This is a genomic window from Bacteroides eggerthii (genome assembly GCF_025146565.1).
GTDB lineage: Bacteria > Bacteroidota > Bacteroidia > Bacteroidales > Bacteroidaceae > Bacteroides > Bacteroides eggerthii.
Genome location: NZ_CP102258.1, coordinates 176741 through 196628 on the forward strand (window position 1 = coordinate 176741; position 19888 = coordinate 196628).

At 48.1% G+C, this 19888-nt stretch carries 13 protein-coding genes and 2 tRNA genes; 1 reads left to right on the plus strand and 14 read right to left on the minus strand.

Translation table 11 applies throughout. The features are described 5' to 3' along the window. Positions 1-28: 28 nt before the first annotated feature. The 6 genes from NQ546_RS00740 to carB form a co-directional block, all read right to left on the minus strand. Positions 29-1510, minus strand: coding sequence for a pseudouridine synthase (locus NQ546_RS00740; protein WP_039952880.1), 1482 nt, complete (start codon positions 1508-1510; stop codon positions 29-31). A 140-nt stretch (positions 1511-1650) separates the two neighbouring features. Then, positions 1651-2997 carry an adenylosuccinate lyase gene (gene purB / locus NQ546_RS00745; protein ID WP_004288297.1) on the minus strand — a complete coding sequence of 449 codons (1347 nt, stop codon included), beginning with the start codon at positions 2995-2997 and terminating at the stop codon, positions 1651-1653. Positions 2998-3157: 160 nt separating this feature from the next. Continuing rightward, positions 3158-3232: transfer RNA gene (locus tag NQ546_RS00750), tRNA-Val, on the minus strand. 33 nt (positions 3233-3265) lie between these two features. After that, a tRNA-Val gene (locus NQ546_RS00755) sits at positions 3266-3340 on the minus strand. A 126-nt stretch (positions 3341-3466) separates the two neighbouring features. After that, complete coding sequence (locus NQ546_RS00760) at positions 3467-4030, minus strand: sugar O-acetyltransferase (protein ID WP_039952978.1); 564 nt, start codon at positions 4028-4030, stop codon at positions 3467-3469. A 103-nt stretch (positions 4031-4133) separates the two neighbouring features. Next, a complete protein-coding gene (gene carB, locus NQ546_RS00765) occupies positions 4134-7361 on the minus strand; it encodes a carbamoyl-phosphate synthase (glutamine-hydrolyzing) large subunit (RefSeq protein WP_004288295.1) in 3228 nt (1075 codons plus the stop codon). 624 nt (positions 7362-7985) lie between these two features. On the opposite strand from carB, the gene trpS reads away from it, so the two are divergent. After that, positions 7986-9080, plus strand: coding sequence for a tryptophan--tRNA ligase (trpS, locus tag NQ546_RS00770; protein WP_004288293.1), 1095 nt, complete (start codon positions 7986-7988; stop codon positions 9078-9080). A 137-nt stretch (positions 9081-9217) separates the two neighbouring features. Here trpS and NQ546_RS00775 read toward each other — a convergent pair whose 3' ends face one another. The 8 genes from NQ546_RS00775 to guaB all read right to left on the minus strand — a co-directional run bounded on the left by NQ546_RS00775 (position 9218) and on the right by guaB (position 19865). Beyond that, complete coding sequence (locus NQ546_RS00775) at positions 9218-10408, minus strand: OmpA family protein (protein ID WP_021939402.1); 1191 nt, start codon at positions 10406-10408, stop codon at positions 9218-9220. Between the two features lie 119 nt (positions 10409-10527). Beyond that, positions 10528-12417 (minus strand): DNA mismatch repair endonuclease MutL, encoded by a 1890-nt coding sequence (gene mutL, locus NQ546_RS00780; RefSeq protein WP_004288291.1) that lies wholly within the window; start codon positions 12415-12417, stop codon positions 10528-10530. A 45-nt stretch (positions 12418-12462) separates the two neighbouring features. Then, on the minus strand, positions 12463-12753 hold the full coding sequence (locus tag NQ546_RS00785; protein ID WP_004288290.1) for a hypothetical protein: 291 nt from the start codon (positions 12751-12753) through the stop codon (positions 12463-12465). A gap of 4 nt (positions 12754-12757) precedes the next feature. Beyond that, positions 12758-14383: an OstA-like protein gene (locus NQ546_RS00790; protein WP_039952879.1), complete on the minus strand. Its 1626-nt coding sequence runs from the start codon at positions 14381-14383 to the stop codon at positions 12758-12760. Beyond that, a complete protein-coding gene (locus NQ546_RS00795; RefSeq protein ID WP_004288288.1) occupies positions 14368-15735 on the minus strand; it encodes a peptidylprolyl isomerase in 1368 nt (455 codons plus the stop codon). Before NQ546_RS00795 ends, NQ546_RS00790 begins: the two co-directional genes overlap by 16 nt. 15 nt (positions 15736-15750) lie before the next feature. Continuing rightward, a complete protein-coding gene (locus NQ546_RS00800) occupies positions 15751-16593 on the minus strand; it encodes a peptidylprolyl isomerase (RefSeq protein WP_004294099.1) in 843 nt (280 codons plus the stop codon). A 56-nt stretch (positions 16594-16649) separates the two neighbouring features. Next, entirely contained in the window at positions 16650-18197 is a 1548-nt protein-coding gene (locus NQ546_RS00805) for a peptidylprolyl isomerase (RefSeq protein WP_172556402.1), read from the minus strand. A 192-nt stretch (positions 18198-18389) separates the two neighbouring features. Further along, the gene (guaB, locus tag NQ546_RS00810) at positions 18390-19865 is read right to left on the minus strand and encodes an IMP dehydrogenase (RefSeq protein ID WP_004288285.1); all 1476 of its coding nucleotides are present in this window, start codon (positions 19863-19865) and stop codon (positions 18390-18392) included. Between the last annotated feature and the right edge of the window lie 23 nt (positions 19866-19888).

Genomic DNA, 19888 nt, shown 5'->3' on the forward strand with positions numbered 1-19888 from the left:
CAGTTATTATACCTTGATTATATATATATTATTCGAAAGAACCCATGCGCAGGAAGTTCACCTCTTGTTCTGTGAGATAACGCCATTCACCGCGACGCAAGCCTTTCTTGGTTAAGCCGGCAAAAAACACACGATCCAGTTTTACCACCTTATATCCCAGCGACTCAAAAATACGGCGCACGATACGGTTCTTACCGGAATGAATTTCTATGCCCACTTCATCTTTCTTAAAATCATCTGTGTAGCTGATAGCATCTGCCTGAATCTCACCGTCGTCCAGCTGGATACCGGCCGCAATCTGCTCCATATCGGCCTTGGTCAGATTTTTATCCAAGTGCACATGATATATTTTCTTTTTCAGATATTTGGGATGAGTCAGCTTAGAAGCCAAGTCACCGTCATTGGTGAGCAACAGCACGCCCGTAGTATTACGGTCCAGACGGCCCACCGGATAGATACGCTCGCTGCAAGCGCCTTTCACCAAGTCCATTACGGTGCGGCGTGCCTGCGGATCATCGGAAGTCGTCACCGTATCTTTCGGTTTGTTCAGCAGAACATATATCTTGCGTTCGATGCTGACAGCCTGATCGTGGAACTTCACCTCATCACCGCGTTTGATCTTCGTACCTAATTCGGTCACCACTTCTCCGTTCACAGACACCACACCGGCTGTAATAAACTCATCCGCCTCGCGACGTGAACACACACCGGCATTCGCCAGAAACTTATTCAAACGGATCGGTTCATTCGGATCGACAAACTGCTCCTTGTATTCTATCTGCTTCTTCTTGCTATACTTGGCATTGGGATCATAATCCGCCGTACGACGGATCGGACGGCTGTAACTATCCCTGTTGCCATAAGGACGCTGGGGACGGTCACCACCTTCGCCATTGTAGCGGGGGCGGTAAGGACGGTCGCCACCGGCATTGTTGCCGTAAGAGCGCTGAGGACGATCGCCGCCTTCGCTGTTGTAACGGGGACGGTAAGGACGGTCGCCACCGGCATTGTTGCCATAAGAACGCTGAGGACGGTCGCCGCCTTCGCTGTTGTAGCGGGGACGGTAAGGACGGTCGCCACCGGCATTGTTGCCATAAGAACGCTGGGGACGGTCGCCGCCTTCGCTGTTGTAGCGGGGACGATAAGGACGGTCGCCACTGGCATTGTTGCCGTAAGAGCGCTGGGGACGGTCGCCGCCTTCGCTGTTGTAGCGGGGACGGTAAGGACGGTCGCCACCGGCATTGTTGCCATAAGAACGCTGAGGGCGGTCGCCATTCTCTCCATTCGGGTTAAAACGCGGGCGATAAGAACGGTCGCTGCTATAAGCACGTTGCGGGCGATCCCCATTTTCATTATTAAATCTCGGACGATAAGGGCGGTCCCCATTTTCACGATTATAAGACGGACGGTTGTAACCTCCCTCTCTGTTAAATTGGTTACCATCACGGCCGGCGCCTGAATTCTCTTCTGAAGAAGAGGCATCACGCCAAGTTTCATTTTCTGTACTCATTGTTTTTTATTCGAATAAAATTAAACCTACTGGCCTCACGGCCATTCTTTCTTTATCTCTAATTACCTTCTTTTACGTTAGCTTATAAACAATCCCCGGAACAAAAAGTTGAGATTCTTCCGGGCTTCTCTTGTCACTTCTTAAAGTCCCGTATACGTATGGGGAGTAATCGCACGCAATTCCTTCTTTATGTCCTCGCTCACATTCAATTCTTCTATGAATTCCTTGATTGAGCTCTCCGTAATCGCCTGATTGGTACGTGTCAACGCTTTCAGCGCTTCATAAGGATGCGGATATGCCTCGCGGCGCAGGATTGTCTGAATGGCCTCGGCCACCACACTCCAGCAATTATCCAGATCGCGGTAGATAGCCGTTTCGTTCAGCAACAGCTTACGCAATCCTTTCAGTGAGCTTTGGATAGCGATTATAATATGCCCGAACGGAACACCCACGTTACGCAATACGGTGGAGTCGGTCAGGTCGCGCTGCAGACGTGACACCGGCAATTTCACCGCCAGATGCTCAAGGATGGCATTTGCTATGCCCAGGTTGCCTTCGGCATTCTCAAAGTCAATGGGATTCACCTTATGCGGCATCGCACTTGAACCAACCTCCCCGGCTTTAATCTTCTGTTTGAAGTATTCCATGGAGATATATTGCCAGAAGTCGCGATTCATATCGATCATCACCGTATTGATACGTTTCATCGCGTCGAAAACTGCCGACAGATTATCATAATTGGATATCTGGGTTGTATATTCCTCACGCTCCAGCCCCAGCTTCTCAGCGACAAACCTGTTGCCGAAAGCCTTCCAGTCATATTCCGGATAGGCCACATGATGCGCGTTGTAATTACCCGTAGCTCCACCAAATTTAGCGGTTAACGGACATGCTTTCAATGCGGCCAACTGGCGCTCCAGACGATACACAAACACCATCACCTCTTTTCCCAAACGGGTAGGAGAAGCCGGCTGCCCATGCGTTTTGGCAAGCATCGGGATGTTCGCCCACTCTTCCGCGTATGTGCGGAGCTGGGCAATCAGCTCTTCTATCTGGGGATAATACACCTGTTCCAGTGCTTCTTTTACAGACAAAGGAATAGAGGTATTGTTAATATCTTGCGAAGTCAGTCCGAAATGGATAAACTCTTTATAGTCGTCCATACCGCCCAACTTGTCAAATTCTTCTTTCAGGAAATATTCCACAGCCTTCACGTCGTGGTTAGTCACGCTTTCAATCTCCTTGATGCGTCCGGCATCGGCTTCGGAAAAGTTACGGTAGATATTTCTTAATGTCTCGAATACACCCTTGTCCACCCCTTTCAACTGCGGCAAAGGCAGTTCACACAAGGTGATAAAATATTCCACTTCAACCTGTACACGATATTTTATCAGTGCAAATTCTGAGAAATAGGCAGCCAAAGCATCTGTCTTGCCCCTGTAACGACCGTCAATCGGAGAGATTGCGGTAAGTAAATCAAGTTCCATACGTCGTATTATATGATAATTATCGGGCTGCAAAATTACGGCTTTTTTCCGAGTAATCAGGCATAAAGAGGAAATAAATTAAAAAAAATGAGCCTGTAAGACAAAAAAAAAACGGCTTCACATCTTACGATGCAAAGCCGTAAAAAAGTTTCAAAACCTGTGGGCGTTGACGGATTCGAACCGCCGACCCTCTGCTTGTAAGGCAGATGCTCTGAACCAGCTGAGCTAAACGCCCTTTTGATGAACGAAAGTGTTTGTTTTTTTTGTGTGGGCGTTGACGGATTCGAACCGCCGACCCTCTGCTTGTAAGGCAGATGCTCTGAACCAGCTGAGCTAAACGCCCGTACACTTCCGTTTCAAAAGCGATGCAAAGGTACAGCTTATTTTGAAACTACCAAAACTTTAGCCATCTATTTTGCAAGTTTTTTTCACACACCACTAAGTATTACTGAAATTCAAGCAATTAGCTTTATTCTTTTTTTACTTCATTTTTGCGGATCACTTTTGCCGGATTACCCACCGCCACACAATCGGACGGAATATCTTTGGTCACCACGCTCCCCGCGCCGATAATACACCGGTCGCCAATCGTCACTCCGGGACAAATAACAGCGCCTCCGCCAATCCAGCAATCCTCACCAATCGTCACCGGATAGGCATATTCCTGCTCCACACGCCGCTCCAAATAATCAAGCGGATGCTGAGGGGTATAAATCTGTACATTGGGACCGACCAGCGTATACGCTCCGATCGTGATATATCCCCCGTCCAAAAACGTACAGTTGGAATTGATAAACACATGTTCCCCGAGACGGATGCCGTCGCCATGATCGCAACAGAAAGGCGGCCAGATTGTGGCAGAGGCGGGAATACCGGGTATCAAATCCTCCAATACCCTCCGAAACTCCTCATCATACCCGTCCATGCGGTTCAGCTTCAACAGCAGTTTCTTTGCACGTTTAAAACGTTCCTGGATTTCCGGGGAAGAGGTATTCGCCAGTTGCGAACTCCGCATTTTATCTACTTCATTCATATCCATTATATATATTCTTCGGCATGCACCAATCATCAATTTATGGAAAGCGGACATCCCGGCTAAAGGATGTCCGCCCCATTACAATCGTATATCAGCAGAATTATTTATATTCCTGCCAGCTCTTAATCTGAATATCTTCCATTTTCATCTCGCAGAACGCTTCAATGAAAGCACCTGCCAGACGGGCATTCGTAATCAAAGGAATGTTATGGTCGATAGCGCCGCGGCGAATCTTGTAACCGTTGGTCAGCTCGCGCTTAGAATGGTTCTTCGGAATATTCACAATCAGGTCGAACTTATGTTCGGCAATCATCGTCATTACATTGTTTTCCGCATCGGCACGTTCATCCGGCCAGAACACAGCCTCGGTGTTCACGCCATGTGCGTTGAGGAACGCGGCGGTACCTGCCGTAGCGTAGATTTTATACCCCTTGGCAAAGAGCATACGGCTGGCATCCAGCAGATCCACTTTCGATTTCATTGCACCGGAAGAGAACATAACACCTTTCTCCAAAGAAGGAATCTTGAAGCCGGTGGCAATCATGGAGTTCAGCAATGCTTCGGAGAAGTCGTCGCCGATACAGCCCACCTCGCCCGTAGAGGACATGTCCACGCCCAATACCGGGTCTGCCTTATGCAGACGTGAGAAGGAGAACTGAGACGCCTTTACGCCGATCCAGTCGATGTCGAACGCCGACTTGTCCGGACGGGAATAGGGAGCATCCAGCATGATCTTCGTAGCAGTCTCGATGAAGTTGCGTTTCAGCACTTTAGACACGAACGGGAAGCTACGCGAAGCACGCAAGTTACATTCGATGACCTTCACCTCGTTGTTACGTGCCAGGAACTGGATGTTGAAAGGACCGGAAATGTTAAGTTCCTTTGCTATCTGACGGCTGATCTTCTTGATACGGCGTGCCGTAGCAAAGTAGATCTTCTGCGCCGGGAACACCAGCGTAGCGTCACCGGAGTGCACACCGGCAAACTCCACGTGCTCGGAAATGGCATATTCCACCACCTCACCGTTCTGTGCCACAGCATCAAACTCAATCTCCTTTGTATTCTGCAAGAACTGAGACACCACCACCGGATACTCCTTAGAAACCTCGGCGGCCATTTTCAGGAAGTTTTCCAGTTCTTCTTCATCGTAGCACACATTCATCGCAGCGCCGGAGAGCACATACGACGGACGCACCAATACAGGATAACCCACTTTTTCAACGAATCCCTTCACGTCTTCCAGGCTGGTCAGCTCCTGCCATGCCGGCTGGTCAATGCCAAGCTGGTCGAGCATGGCAGAGAATTTGTTGCGGTTTTCTGCGCGGTCGATAGAGATGGGAGAAGTACCCAGCACAGGCACCGACTGGCGGTGGAGCTTCATGGCAAGGTTGTTCGGAATCTGTCCGCCTACGGACACGATTACGCCGCGCGGCTGTTCAAGGTCGATGACGTCGAGTACACGTTCAAAAGAAAGTTCATCGAAGTACAGGCGGTCGCACATGTCGTAGTCGGTGGACACCGTTTCAGGGTTGTAGTTAATCATGATTGACTTGTAACCCAGCTTGCGTGCCGTTTGGATAGCGTTCACAGAACACCAGTCGAACTCTACGGAAGAGCCGATGCGGTAAGCGCCCGATCCCAGTACAACTACCGACTTCTCGTTTTTATAGTAGTTCACATCATATCCCTGTACGGCATACGTCATATAGAGGTAGTTCGTCAGTTCCGGATGTTCGGAAGCAACGGTATTGATGCGCTTCACAGCCGGGAGAATACCCAACTCCTTGCGGCGGGCGCGTACCATAAGGTTCTCTTTCTCCATATTGCCTTCCGGGCTCAGCACGAAACGCGCAATCTGGAAGTCGGAGAAGCCGAGTACCTTTGCTTCGCGCAGCACGTCAGCCGGAATGTCTTCCACCTTATTATATTGTGAAAGTTTATTTTTATAATCTACGATATTCTTCAATTTGCCGAGGAACCAGGGATCGATCTTTGTCAGTTCGAAGATGCGGTCAATGCTATACCCCTTCTCCAAAGCCTGGGCAATGGCAAATACACGCAGGTCGGTGGGGTGAGACAGTTCATGGTCCAAATCATCGAATTCCACACCGTCGTTGCCCACAAAGCCATGCATGCCTTGTCCTATCATACGCAAGCCCTTTTGGATGATTTCTTCGAAAGAGCGGCCGATAGACATGATTTCGCCCACTGACTTCATGCTCGAACCGATTTCGCGTGATACCCCCGCAAACTTCGTCAAGTCCCAACGCGGGATTTTGCAGATCAGGTAATCCAGTTGCGGAGCCTCGTAAGCCGAATTGGGAGTTCCCATTTCGCCGATCTGGTCGAGCGTATAGCCCAGCGCAATCTTGGCGGCAACGAAAGCAAGCGGATAGCCGGTGGCCTTGGATGCCAGTGCGGAAGAACGCGACAGACGGGCATTCACCTCAATCACGCGGTAGTCGTTGGTTTCGGCATTGAATGCATACTGTATATTACATTCGCCCACGATGCCGAGGTGGCGGATACATTTCGTAGAAAGTTCCTGCAACATTTTCACCTGTTCGTCGGTAAGCGAGCAGGTAGGCGCAACCACGATGGACTCACCCGTATGGATGCCCAGCGGATCGAAGTTTTCCATGCTTGCTACGGTGAAGCAGTGGTCGTTGGCATCGCGGATCACCTCAAATTCAATCTCTTTCCAGCCCTTCAAGGACTCTTCCACCAGAATCTGCTTGGAGAAAGCAAAAGAGCTCTCGGCCAGTTTCAGGAATTCCTCCTCGTTGGCACAGATACCGCTGCCCAGTCCGCCCAAGGCATAAGCCGAACGCACCATTACGGGATAACCGATTTTGCGGGCTGCGGCGAGGGCGTCTTCCATGCTTTCCACAGCTTGGCTGACGGGCGTCTTCATCTCTATTTCGTCCAGCTTCTTCACAAAAAGGTCGCGGTCTTCGGTGTACATGATAGCCTCTACGGAGGTTCCCAGCACACGTACGCCGTATTTATCTAAAACGCCGTTGGTATAGAGTTCCGCACCACAGTTCAGTGCGGTCTGTCCGCCAAAAGCTAACAAAATGCCATCCGGATGTTCTTTCTTGATGATTTCCTCTACAAAATAAGGAGTCACCGGCAAGAAATAAACCTGATCGGCAATACCTTCCGATGTTTGGATTGTAGCAATGTTCGGGTTCACCAATACCGAACTTATACCCTCTTCACGCAAAGCCTTCAAAGCCTGCGAGCCGGAATAGTCAAACTCTCCCGCCTGACCGATCTTGAGCGCACCTGAGCCCAAAACAAGCACTTTCTTCAAATTCTTTTCCATATCTCTTTTGTTATCTATGTAAGTTCACTTTTTACGTTCTTCCCACCTATACAAAAAAAATGCGTTACCCCGATTAAGGATTAACGCATTACCAAAGAACTAAAAATATTGTTTTCGGAAAAAGAGAAACCGACGGCTAACGAATGAAATTCATTCGAACGAAGGTTGTATGTACTTCTCATTTCCTGCGATTGCATAACTGTCTTTAAAATTTGTGCAAAGTAACGACTTATTTACGATTTGAGCAAATTAATCAAAGAAATAAATTTCTTATCCGAAAAGAATAGTTACATTTGTAACAATGCAGTCTTAGAATCAAGCTTTCATTTATAGGAATTAAGCTTTCATTTATAAAAATCAAACTTTCATTCTTGAAAATGAAAGCTTGATTCTAAGACTGCATCGCCACAATAAGAACTTCATAATACAAGGGAAAGATGTCTGCACAGCAATATAATGAAAGAAATGCCCGATATTCATGGAACGGACAAGGCTCCCGGCACAGAGCATGGCTTCCGCCGTTTAATTTTTAGGGCAATGCACTGCATTAGATGAAAATAATGGTATCTTTGCATTCCGTTACAACAGACAGGATTTTATAAGGAAAAAATAATAAATACAGATATGGCAAAAGAAAAAATCATCCTTACGGGCGACCGGCCCACAGGACGCCTGCACATCGGACATTATGTAGGCTCATTGAGACGCAGAGTGGAGTTGCAGAACTCCGGACTGTATGACAAGACATTCGTGTTCATAGCCGATGCACAAGCATTGACAGACAACATGGAGAACCCTGAGAAAGTTCGTCAGAACGTTATTGAAGTGGCACTCGACTATCTGGCATGCGGACTGGATCCGGCAAAGAGCACCATCTTCATCCAGTCGCAAATACCGGAACTGTGCGAACTCACATTCTACTATATGGACCTCGTCACCGTATCACGCCTGCAGCGCAACCCGACGGTGAAGACGGAAATCCAAATGCGCAACTTCGAGACGAGCATCCCGGTAGGTTTCTTCACCTATCCCATCAGTCAGGCTGCGGACATTACGGCCTTCCGCGCCACCACCGTTCCCGTAGGCGAAGACCAGGAACCGATGATTGAGCAGGCCCGCGAAATCGTACGCCGCTTCAACTTCATCTACGGCGACACACTGGTAGAGCCCGAAATCCTTCTGCCGGACAACGCAGCCTGCCTGCGCCTGCCGGGAACAGACGGAAAAGCCAAGATGAGCAAGTCACTGGGCAACTGCATCTACCTTTCCGACACAGCCGACGAGGTGCAGAAGAAAGTGAAAAGCATGTACACCGACCCCAACCACCTGCGCGTGCAGGATCCGGGCAAAATTGAGGGCAATACCGTATTTACTTATCTGGACGCCTTCTGCCGCCCCGAACATTTTGAACGTTACCTGCCCGACTACCCCTCTCTGGAAGAATTGAAGGCGCACTACCAACGTGGCGGACTGGGCGACATGAAAGTGAAAGGTTTCCTCAACAACATCATGCAGGAGACGTTGGAACCGATTCGTAATCGCCGCAAGGAGTTCGAAAAGGACATTCCCGCCATCTACGAGATGCTGAGAAAAGGTTGCGAAACAGCACGCGAAACAGCCGCCGCAACATTGGACGATGTGCGTCGCGCCATGAAAATCAACTATTTTGACGACGCGGAACTGATTGCGGAACAAGTGAAAAAGTTCAGCGCAGAATAAAGGTTTCACCACAGAGGAGACAGAGTTTCGCGGAGGATTCTTCCTTTAATACTGTACCCTCTGTGGTAAAAAAGCATACAAGAAAGGGCTGTACCCGTCACCGGATACAGCCCTTGTTCTTTTCCATTATTTATCTGTTAGTTAGCAGATTTCACCAGTACCACACGATTCAGGATGGGCTGTCCGAACTTGTCAACACCACCGTCGGCAGAAATCTTCAGGCGGTCGGCAGAGATTCCGTAGTCCTTCACCAAAACATCCACCACTGCCTGTGCACGTTTCAAGCTCAACTCCTTGTTGAACTCAGGAGTACCTGTGGCAGAGTCGGCATAACCGTTTACGGTGTAAGTCGCGTTCGGGAATTCCTGCATCTGTTTGGCCAGATAAGAGATGTTCATCACCTCACGCGGAGACACCTCGGCAGAACCTATATTGAAGAATACGGTACGCGGCGCGATATTCGGATCGGTAACGACAACTTCGGTTTCAGCAACCTCTACCGGTCTGTTCTGTGCAGCGGTCAGAGCCGATTCGAGCTGTTGGTTGGCAGCAGCCATTTCAGCAATCTGCTGTTGCATGGCAGAGAGTTCAAGCGCTGAAATCAACTGCGGCATCGGACGGTTGAAACCGCGTTTCGGGAAGTGGTAGGTCAGACCGAGCGTTGCACTGAACACACCGTCATAACCCTTACCGGCAACTGTTCCGTCAAACTTGTCCTCAGTCCCCATTGCACTCAGCTCCAAATTAATGTCGATCGCATTCGAAATGCGGAAGCGGTTGATAATACCGGCGTTCACCGACAGGGCCTGACGATGGGGCTTGGTATAGTTATGAGTGATACCGGCACCCAAATAAGGAATTATTTCATATACGCGGTATTGATTGTAACCGCCAAACAAGGCATTCAGATTGAACATCACATCACCATGAAAGTTCATATACTCAAAGCGTTGCTTGTACGAACCGTTTTCACGTTGAGTGCCCTTTACATAATCGGCAAACGGATCCATCGTGAAACCTTTTGCCTGAAGACCACTATACTGCAAACGCAATCCGAGACCCGGAGTAAACCATTTGCCGACAGAGATGTTCATCGTAGGACTGATGCGCTTGCCGAAGTCGCCCAACTGCTGGTCGTTATCTCCATACATCACCGATGCACCGCCTCCGATAGAAAAGAACCAGTTGCTCCAAAATGGATTTGTGATTACTTGGTACTTGTCCTGTACCTGAATAATGTCGACCTGTTCCACAACGACAGGTTTTTGCTGCGCCATAGCAGCAGAAGATACGCCGGCCAATGCCAGCAACATTAGAATCTTTTTCATATACCTAAAATAGTTAAGTTGGTTAATTAAATTCTTTATCATTCAAACTGATTAATTAACACCAGCAAAACTAAAAGGTTCTGAAAAAAAGATTTTTTTTTAAAGAGCCTGCTTAAAGATCACTTCAAAAACAGTTTTTCAATATCTTCTTCTTTAATGGTAGAAAGTACCGTACGTCCGTCGGGCGTATAATTAGGCGTGGCACAGGCAAACAGACTGTCTACGAGGTTGGACATTTCATCATTGCTCAACACCTGCCCGTAGACGATAGCCGCCGCGCGCGCCAATGTCAGCGCAAGGATTGTCCGGACTTCTTCTTTCACATCGCTGCCTTTTTCCATAGCGGTATGCACCATATTACGCACCAGCTCCACCGGATTCAGCCCTTCGATGCCGGAAGGGATGCCGTTGATAGCGTAACTGCCCCCGCCCAAAGGACTCAGGTCGAAACCTACTGCCGCCAAATCGTCCGACAGGCTCTCCAACACCGCCGCTTCGGAAGCCGGCAACTGGACGATCTCCGGGAACAACACTCCCTGAGACACCCCCTGCTTCTGGCGAATCTGGTTCATATAACGATCGAACAGCACCCGCACATGCGCACGATGCTGGTCTATCAGCATCAAACCGGATTTTACGGAAGTAAGAATAAAACGTCCTTTGAATTGCAGATGCTGCGCTCCCTTTTCCATGGAAGAGGACTCACCGGAATACAGAGAAGGAGACTGGGAAAGCTCAGAGGCAGGCTCTGTCACATCTGAAACGGTTGTCTCGAAATCAAGAGGTTCCTCCGCAGCAGGTTCGTTCATCTTGCTCGCCTTCTCCAAGCCGGAGTATAACCCTTCCCATTCCACACTTTGACGGGAATAGCTGCCCCCGCCGTAGGACGAAGCGGACGAAGTCTTGAAAGGATTGAAATCCGCATTATAATGAACTTTAGGCGGTTCGATAGGGCGACTCTGCTCGAATGTAGGGATGTCGGGCATCCCTTCCGTATCGAAATCGATGGACGGCACAGCATTGAACTTTCCAAGCGACTCCTTAACGGCAGCCGAAAGTATCTGCCAAATGGCCTGTTCGTTCTCAAACTTGATTTCTGTCTTTGTTGGATGAATGTTCACATCTATATTGGCTGGATCAACTTCAAAATAGATGAAGTAGGATATTTGCTCTCCGGCAGGAATCAGTTGCTCATAAGCGTCCATCACCGCTTTGTGGAAATAGGGGTGGCGCATGTAACGCCCGTTTACAAAAAAGTACTGGTGTGCACCTTTCTTGCGGGACGTCTCCGGCTTTGCAACAAAACCCGAAACCTTTATCATCGTCGTATCCACATCTACCGACAACAACTGCTGGTTCAACTTTTTGCCGAATACGGCAAGAATACGCTGCCGCAATGGCATGACAGGCAGGTTGAACAACTCCGTATCATTGCTATACAGATAGAAAGCGACATCCGGATGCACCAAAGCAATACGCTCAAACTCCGCCAGGATATTGCTCAGCTCCGTCGAGTTCGCCTTCAGGAACTTGCGGCGGGCAGGGACATTGAAAAACAGGTTCTTTACGGAGAAATTGCTCCCCTTAGGACAGGACACAGCCTCCTGGCTCTCTACCTTAGAGCCGGCAATCAGCAACCGCGTACCGAGTTCCTCACCGGCAGGACGGGTCTTCAATTCCACTTCCGCCACCGCGGCAATGGATGCCAGCGCTTCTCCACGAAATCCCATCGTGCGCAAAGCAAACAAATCGGAGGCTTCACGTATCTTGGAAGTGGCGTGGCGCTCAAAAGACAAACGGGCATCCGTTTCGGACATGCCCTTTCCGTCGTCGATAACCTGGATGCCGGTCTTCCCCGCATCCGTTACCAGCACATGTATCTCTCCGGCTTCTGCATCAATCGCATTTTCTACCAATTCCTTGATGACGGATGCCGGACGCTGGATCACCTCTCCGGCAGCAATCTGGTTCGCAACCGAATCGGGCAGCAAATGAATGATATCGCTCATGGCAAGTATTAAGTATAAAATATAAAGAATAAGAATATAAACAACTTAGATAATACCGTTGGTTATAGCATACCACAAATAAATCAGCAGGGCTATGACAACCAGTATTATCCCCAAATGCACAGGCTTGCGCCCGCTCTCTTTACGACGCTTCAGATGGGTGGTGCCTTCAACGAACTTCCCCCGGATATCTTCAGGCGAAAACTCCTTCTCCGGCAGCATACCTAATTCGCGTTTGGCATCTTCTTCCATTTTAGCCAGCTTCTCTTTCCGCTCATCCACATAGATATATGAATGGTTAAATCCTCGCGGCTTGCGCATTGTAAACATTCCCATAGCGTTATTTTTTAGTTCGTTTTATGTGCATATCTCTTGGCGAAGTTAAAGGTTTCCGATCACTTTTCTGCAATGTCTCACCCGCTTTTTTGCCTCGCCATTCAAAGATGTCATACTTATTCAGCGGACGGATATAATCGAACCACACAAACGAAGGCAGCCGCATTTTGTCCGCCGGTATCTGATCCATAGGATACAACACCCCATTGGACTTGCCTATCAAAGCGGCTTCTTCCATCTTACGGTCTTTCAGGAAAATGCGCAGAAAACTGCCTTCGGCATAGTTCATACCAATCATCGTACTGTCTTTCTCTTCCGGATAGAAAACAATCAGGACATTACCGTTTACATCCACACGACGCATATCTCCATTGATGAAAAAAGCCTTCATCTCTTTGCCTGTCACCTGATTGTAGTGAACAGAATCTTTCTGCTCCACCGCCAATGCCTGATTGATGATATGCGCCCAGTCAATGGTGCTATCATTCATGTAGACTTTTATCTCTTCCCCAAGTAATTGCTGCGCGCCATGCCACAAGACCGGATCGGTGTACATCGTCATGCAGGAATCTTTGGAGTTATAGACCAAAGAGTCGCATACCGCCTGCACGTCCGTACGATAAGCACGCACTTTATGATAAACACGCATTTCACGATAAGTGGAATCAGTATTCAGATTGTAGGTCACCAGCCGCAAGGTATCACCATGCATGAAAAGGCTGTCGCCCTGAGAATAGTCGATGGCAACGGCACGCCGGGTGGCAATGGCATTACCCGTCAGTTCGTTGTAGAAGCAATAATCACCGGTAAGCATATTCTTGTTTACCGTATCATTCATCTGCACGTTATCAAAGGCTTCGCCATACCCCAGCTTACGGTCGTAGAACAGGCTGTCACCCACCAGTTTCTTACCTTCGTTGGTCAGGACCGAACGGTCCAACAGTTCCGCCTGCTCGGAAACGGTGTTATATATCCCGCGTTCCGAATAGATATGATTTTTGTCGCTGACAATATCGGACGGTCCCAGAATCGTAGCGATTTTAGATTCCGTACTGTATTTCAGCGTATCGGAAGTGAGGACAAACTTCGGATTCACCAACTTCACCTCATGGTTGAACACAGCCAGTTTGGTGGCCGGGCTGTATTCTCCCCATTCGGAAGTCAGTACGTTTTCTTCATCGGTCAACGTACCGCCATCAAAATAATAGCCTAAGTTGTAAAGACGGTCGTAATTCAGGCTGTCCGTAGTGAGCTCTGTGTTACGGTTAATCATGCGCACATTCTCACGCAACATGGCAAGCTGCGACATTCCGTCATAATACAGGTAATCACCATATATAAACAAGGTGTCCCCCTGTTCCATGCGGACATTGCCGAAAGCCTCAACGGAATTGATTTTCTCGTAAATCAGAGCACTGTCACAAAACATGTACATGCTGTCATGCTTCATCCTGACAGATCCTATCAGCACCTGTACGTCGGGACGCGACTGCTTGTCCGCCTGCGCTTCATCGGCATAGAGCAAATCTACACGTTTCTTTTTCCTGTCAGACTCGTTTTTCCTGTCCTGCGCACTCAGCAAGCAAACGCCGAACAGACATATCAAACCAAATATCAGTCTTTTATCCATCCCGGATACTTGAAAGTACAGTTTCTCCAATTTTCGTTGATGCGGACGTAGGTATGTTTCTGCTTTTCACGAATCCATTTGTCCAACATCTGGTCGCGACGTTTCTCCAGAACTATTTCTTTCAGGTTCTGGTAGTCGTCGGCAACAGTTGCCTTATGCCCGTTAGTGCGGCTCTTCAGTTTCACGATAACACATTCTTCCTTTCCGGTTTTCTGCGGAATCATCGTGAATGCTTCGGAAATCTCGCCCACCTTCATCTTATCCACCACTTTTGCTATCTCAGGCGGCAGTTCCTGCATCTCGAACTTGGAAGTATTATTATTGGGATTGGGCAACAGACCATGATTATTGCGTGTATCCTTATCCTGCGAAAGCACCGATGCCGCTTCCTCAAAAGAGAACTTTCCATTGCGAATGTCATCGGCAATAGAATCCAGACGCAACATCCCTGCCGTCAGGGCTGCTTCCGGAATATGCGGCTTCAACAAGATGTGACGGGTCTTGATACGATCGCCCCGCTTCTCTATCAACTGGATGATATGAAAGCCATACTCAGACTCCACGATTTTGGATACTTTGTTGGGATCTTGCAAGTTGAAAGCGACATTAGCATAGGCAGGATCCAACATGCCACGTCCGGAGAATTCAATCTCACCACCGCGAATGGCCGAAGCACGATCTTCGGAATACATACGGGCCAACGTAGAGAAGCTGGTCTCACCCTTTGTGATGCGGTCAGTGAAATCGCGCAAACGCTTTTTCACATTCTCTATCTCTTCCAAAGGAACCTTAGGCTGCTGAGTGATAATCTGAACCTCTACCTGTGTCGGAATATAGGGGATACTGTCTTGCGGCAGGTCTTTGAAGTAACGGCGCACCTCGGCAGGCGTAATCTTGATTTCACCAACCAGCTTCTGTTGCATCTTCTGCACTTTCAGACCTTCACGAGCGTTGTCGCGCAAAGTTTCGCGAATCTGACTGGAAGTTTTATTGAAGTATTCCTCCATTTTCTCGCGTGAACCGATATTGGTGATATACATATTCGTCATATAGTCCACACGCTGAATAACCTCGGCTTCGGAGACTTCAATACTGTCGAGCGCTGCCTGATGCAGGAACAACTTTTGCACAGCTATTTCTTCCGGTATCACGCAATAAGGGTCGCGATCGAACTTACGTCCTTCATACAAGGCGCTCATACGCGCTTCTTCCACTTCGGACTTCAATATAGCCTCGTCGCCTACTACCCACACTACCTCGTCAATCACATTGTCTTGTCCATAAACGGTAGAACCGGCTAACAGCGTCAAGGCAAATAAAACTACAAACTTAAAGTTCATACACTTTTTCATTCTTGGTGTCTTATACTAATAATATTTAATTTTCTCTCTCTTCTCGGCACGTCGGTACAAGTCTTCTTTTACTTGTTCCATAAACTCCACCTGCTTCATGTTCAGCATCATATCCTTCACCTGAGTACGGGCGAATTCGTACGGTTCCTGTTCTCCCACCGTACGAAAATCACTCACATTCAGGAAGTAATGGAAAGCAGTATCTTTCAGCTCTACATGACGGTTCTTATTCAGGTATTCTCCGGCATCGGACACCTTCAGCGGTATCAGATCCATCACTTCGGCTATCGGCACCCACTTGTCATAAAAGTACTCGTACTTCACAGCATTCTGCAAACTGTATTTTTCCAAATGTTCTACTGCTTCGCGGGTCTCGGTTTTGTACCAACGGCGGACATTGCCCAACTGGGGAGCCTTAAGAGGAACTTTGATGAACAATCCCTTCATCAAAGGACGCTCTACCTTGAAAAGTTCCTGATGCTTCTCATAGTAATCGGTCAGTTCCGTTTCCGAAATTTCCTTGGAAAGGGTCTGATTCATCAATGCCTGCTGATAGGTATGCATAATCAACGCTTTCCGGTAGTTCTCCACCAGCTTGTCAATCTCACCACTGTTGGGAATATTGCTTTTCGCCTTCTCATACAACAGCACTTCTTCCGCCCAGTTGCGTATGTAATGCTCTGCAAACAACAGGCTGTCATCCTTCGACAGCCCCGCAGGAAGTACCGCTTGCAAATCTTCATGGTAAAGGAAGTTGCCATCCAATTCCACTAACGGTGTTCGCCCTCCATGATCGTGCTGTTCCTTGCATGATCCACAGACAAGAAGAATTAAAAGCCCCAAACAGATTGTTCGCATTACCAACTGATATTTACTGTTTTTAAGGTACGAAGATACTGCTTTAATCGGTTGCATCAGTGATTATTAACGGTTTTTAAAACCTCTTGGTTTATTTCAACCTTAGCCGAAGAGCGTAAACGGTCCACCCAACGGCCATCCAAGTAGGTCTGATAATCCGCAACCAGCCTGTCTTTTACTTCCTGATAGTCATCCGGCCCTTTCACTTTCTTGCCCAACACAGCAGTAAAAGGAAATGACACCAAAGGCGTTGCATCCTTACCCTTAAACACCAAATCATCAACATACGCATTGTCACCGGGAGCAAACACGCCCTGTTCGGCTTGTATCTGCGGTTGCGCACCGGCATTAAAAGTCAAGCGTATGGCATCTTTCCATTCTTCTTCCGGCAAGCTTTTCAAGAACTTACGCGCCTGCTTGACAACACGTTTACTCACGCCATGCAGGACAATTCCTCTATATCTCCGTTCTTCCCACTGATAATCGGACCGATGCTTCTCAAAATAGGCTTTTAAACCGGCTTCATCCGTCGCAGCCCGTTTACGGATTTCCTTGTCTATGATTTTCTTCAACAGCGCCTGCTCTTTGTAGTTTTGCACCAAACAACGTAAATCCGGATATTTCTGCTCCAAACATGTATTTTCATAATCAAGTACGGTTTTCATTATGAAAGCGTCCAGCTGCTTGCGCACATCTGCCGGATAAGCCGCAGCAAAACGGGCAAAATCGGTTCCCGTATAGCTCCTTCCTGCCAATGTGAACAGAGTGCGGCTGGTATGCCCCGAATTCGTCAGTTCATCCATACCAGCCTTATCGGGAGTGTACCGGTATTCTTTCTTTAATTTCTCCACCTGCACTTCCACCCCCCGGTCCGCTTCATGCCGGGACTGACGAGCCATTATTTCATCCTTCACCTTTTCAAAAGGCGGCAGCTCTCTACGTTCAAGTACCTTTACGATATGAATACCTTGCGGAGTAAAAAAAGACTGCGACACGCCACCCACCGGCAATTCAAAAGCCACGTCTTCAAATTCCACCGGCATCTGAAGCCAACTCACCCATAACGACCGCTTGTCATCAGAGAAGCGCTCTACACAAGCGTCAAAAGCATTGTCTCCCGGATTTTTCCGAAGATACTCATAAATGGAGTCCATACGGGCAACCGCATCGCGAAGCGCATCACCGGAAACATTCTGAGGAAGATATTTGAAAATATGGCGCACACGTACCTGTCCTCCACGATGATGAGCCTTCATCCTGTCATACCACCGGCGGGCAGCAGCATCCGCTTCAATCGTATCGGTCAGGTATGATTTTACCAGCCGGGCACGATAGTTCTCCACTTCCTCGCGGAAAGCAAAAGCCGTATCCAAACCGGCAGCTTCAGCATCACCTACTTTCAGTTTGAAATTCACAAAATGCTCTACATATTTTCCCGGTGTAGCGTGTTTAAGAGCGAGCAATGATTTATCCCTGTTATAGCTATACTCAAATTCAGAACGGAGCACATCCTTTCCATTGATACGCATCAACACCGGATCCTGCTGAGCAAAAACATTCCAACCCAACCAAAGAAAGATCACCGTCAAACAACTCTTTATCATAATCACCTTTTTAAAGAAACGAACAAAATCAAATGCAGATACGGCACAAAGATACAATTTCAGAAATAATATGCCCGTTTCACATCGAAAAAACCATACGTACTCCTCAATAAATCTTCCGTCCAATAAGAACAATGCCCGAAAAGTATAGTTTTACTTTCCGGGCATTATCGTTAAGTGTGTATGTTTCCTTTATTCAGGACGGCTGTAATTCGGCGCCTCGCTGGTGATTGCAACATCATGCGGATGGCTTTCAAGCACGCCGGCATTAGTGATACGGGTAAATTTGGCATCGTGCAGCTTTTCGATATTAGCCGCACCGCAATACCCCATACCTGCACGCAAACCACCGGTCAACTGGTAGATAACCTCATATAGAGTACCCTTATAAGGAACACGAGCAGCGATACCCTCCGGTACGAGCTTCTTCACATCACTTGTTCCACTCTGGAAGTAACGGTCTTTAGAACCATGTTCCATAGCCTCCAAAGAGCCCATACCGCGATAAGACTTGAATTTACGCCCGTTGAAGATAATCGTTTCGCCCGGAGACTCTTCCGTTCCGGCCACCAATGAGCCAATCATTACAGAATAACCACCGGCAGCCAAAGCCTTCACCACATCGCCGGAGTAACGCAAACCGCCATCGGCAATCAGAGGAATACCCGTACCTTTCAATGCTTTTGCCACATCGTATACGGCAGACAACTGGGGAACACCCACACCGGCAACTACGCGAGTGGTACAGATAGAACCCGGACCGATACCCACTTTCACACCGTCGGCACCAGCCTCAACCAATGCTTTCGCGGCCTCTCCGGTTGCAATATTACCTACTACTATATCAATGTTCGGGAAACGTTTCTTAGCCTCTTTCAACTTCTCGATTACAAACATAGAGTGCCCATGCGCCGTATCAATCACAATGGCGTCCGCACCTGCATCCACCAATGCCTGCATACGGTCCAGCGTATCCACTGTCACGCCTACCCCGGCAGCCACACGAAGACGGCCTTTGCTATCTTTGCAGGCCATCGGCTTGTCTTTTGCCTTAGTAATATCCTTGTAGGTAATCAAACCTACCAATTTATTATCTTTATCAACTACCGGTAACTTTTCTATTTTATGTTCCTGCAGGATTTGGGCAGCAGCTTCCAAGTCGGTTGTCTGATTGGTAGTAACGATGTTACTTTTCGTCATCACCTCATCAATACGCTTGTTATGGTCTTTCTCAAAACGAAGGTCGCGGTTGGTAACAATTCCCACCAAATGTCCTTCATCATCTACTACCGGAATACCGCCAATCTTATACTCGGCCATCAAGCCCAATGCATCGGCTACCGAAGATCCTCTCTTGATAGTCACCGGATCATAAATCATACCATTTTCGGCACGCTTTACAATAGCAACCTGACGAGCTTGTTCCTCAATAGACATATTCTTATGGATAACACCGATACCACCTTCACGAGCAATGGCAATGGCCATTTTCGCTTCGGTAACAGTGTCCATAGCAGCTGTTACAAACGGGATTTTTAACTCAATGTTGCGTGAGAACTTAGTCGAGAGTTCGACTGTTTTAGGGAGTACCTCAGAGTAAGCAGGGATCAACAAAACGTCATCGTAAGTCAATCCATCCATTACAATCTTATCAGCAATAAATGACATAGGGCTATGCGTTTAAAATTTAT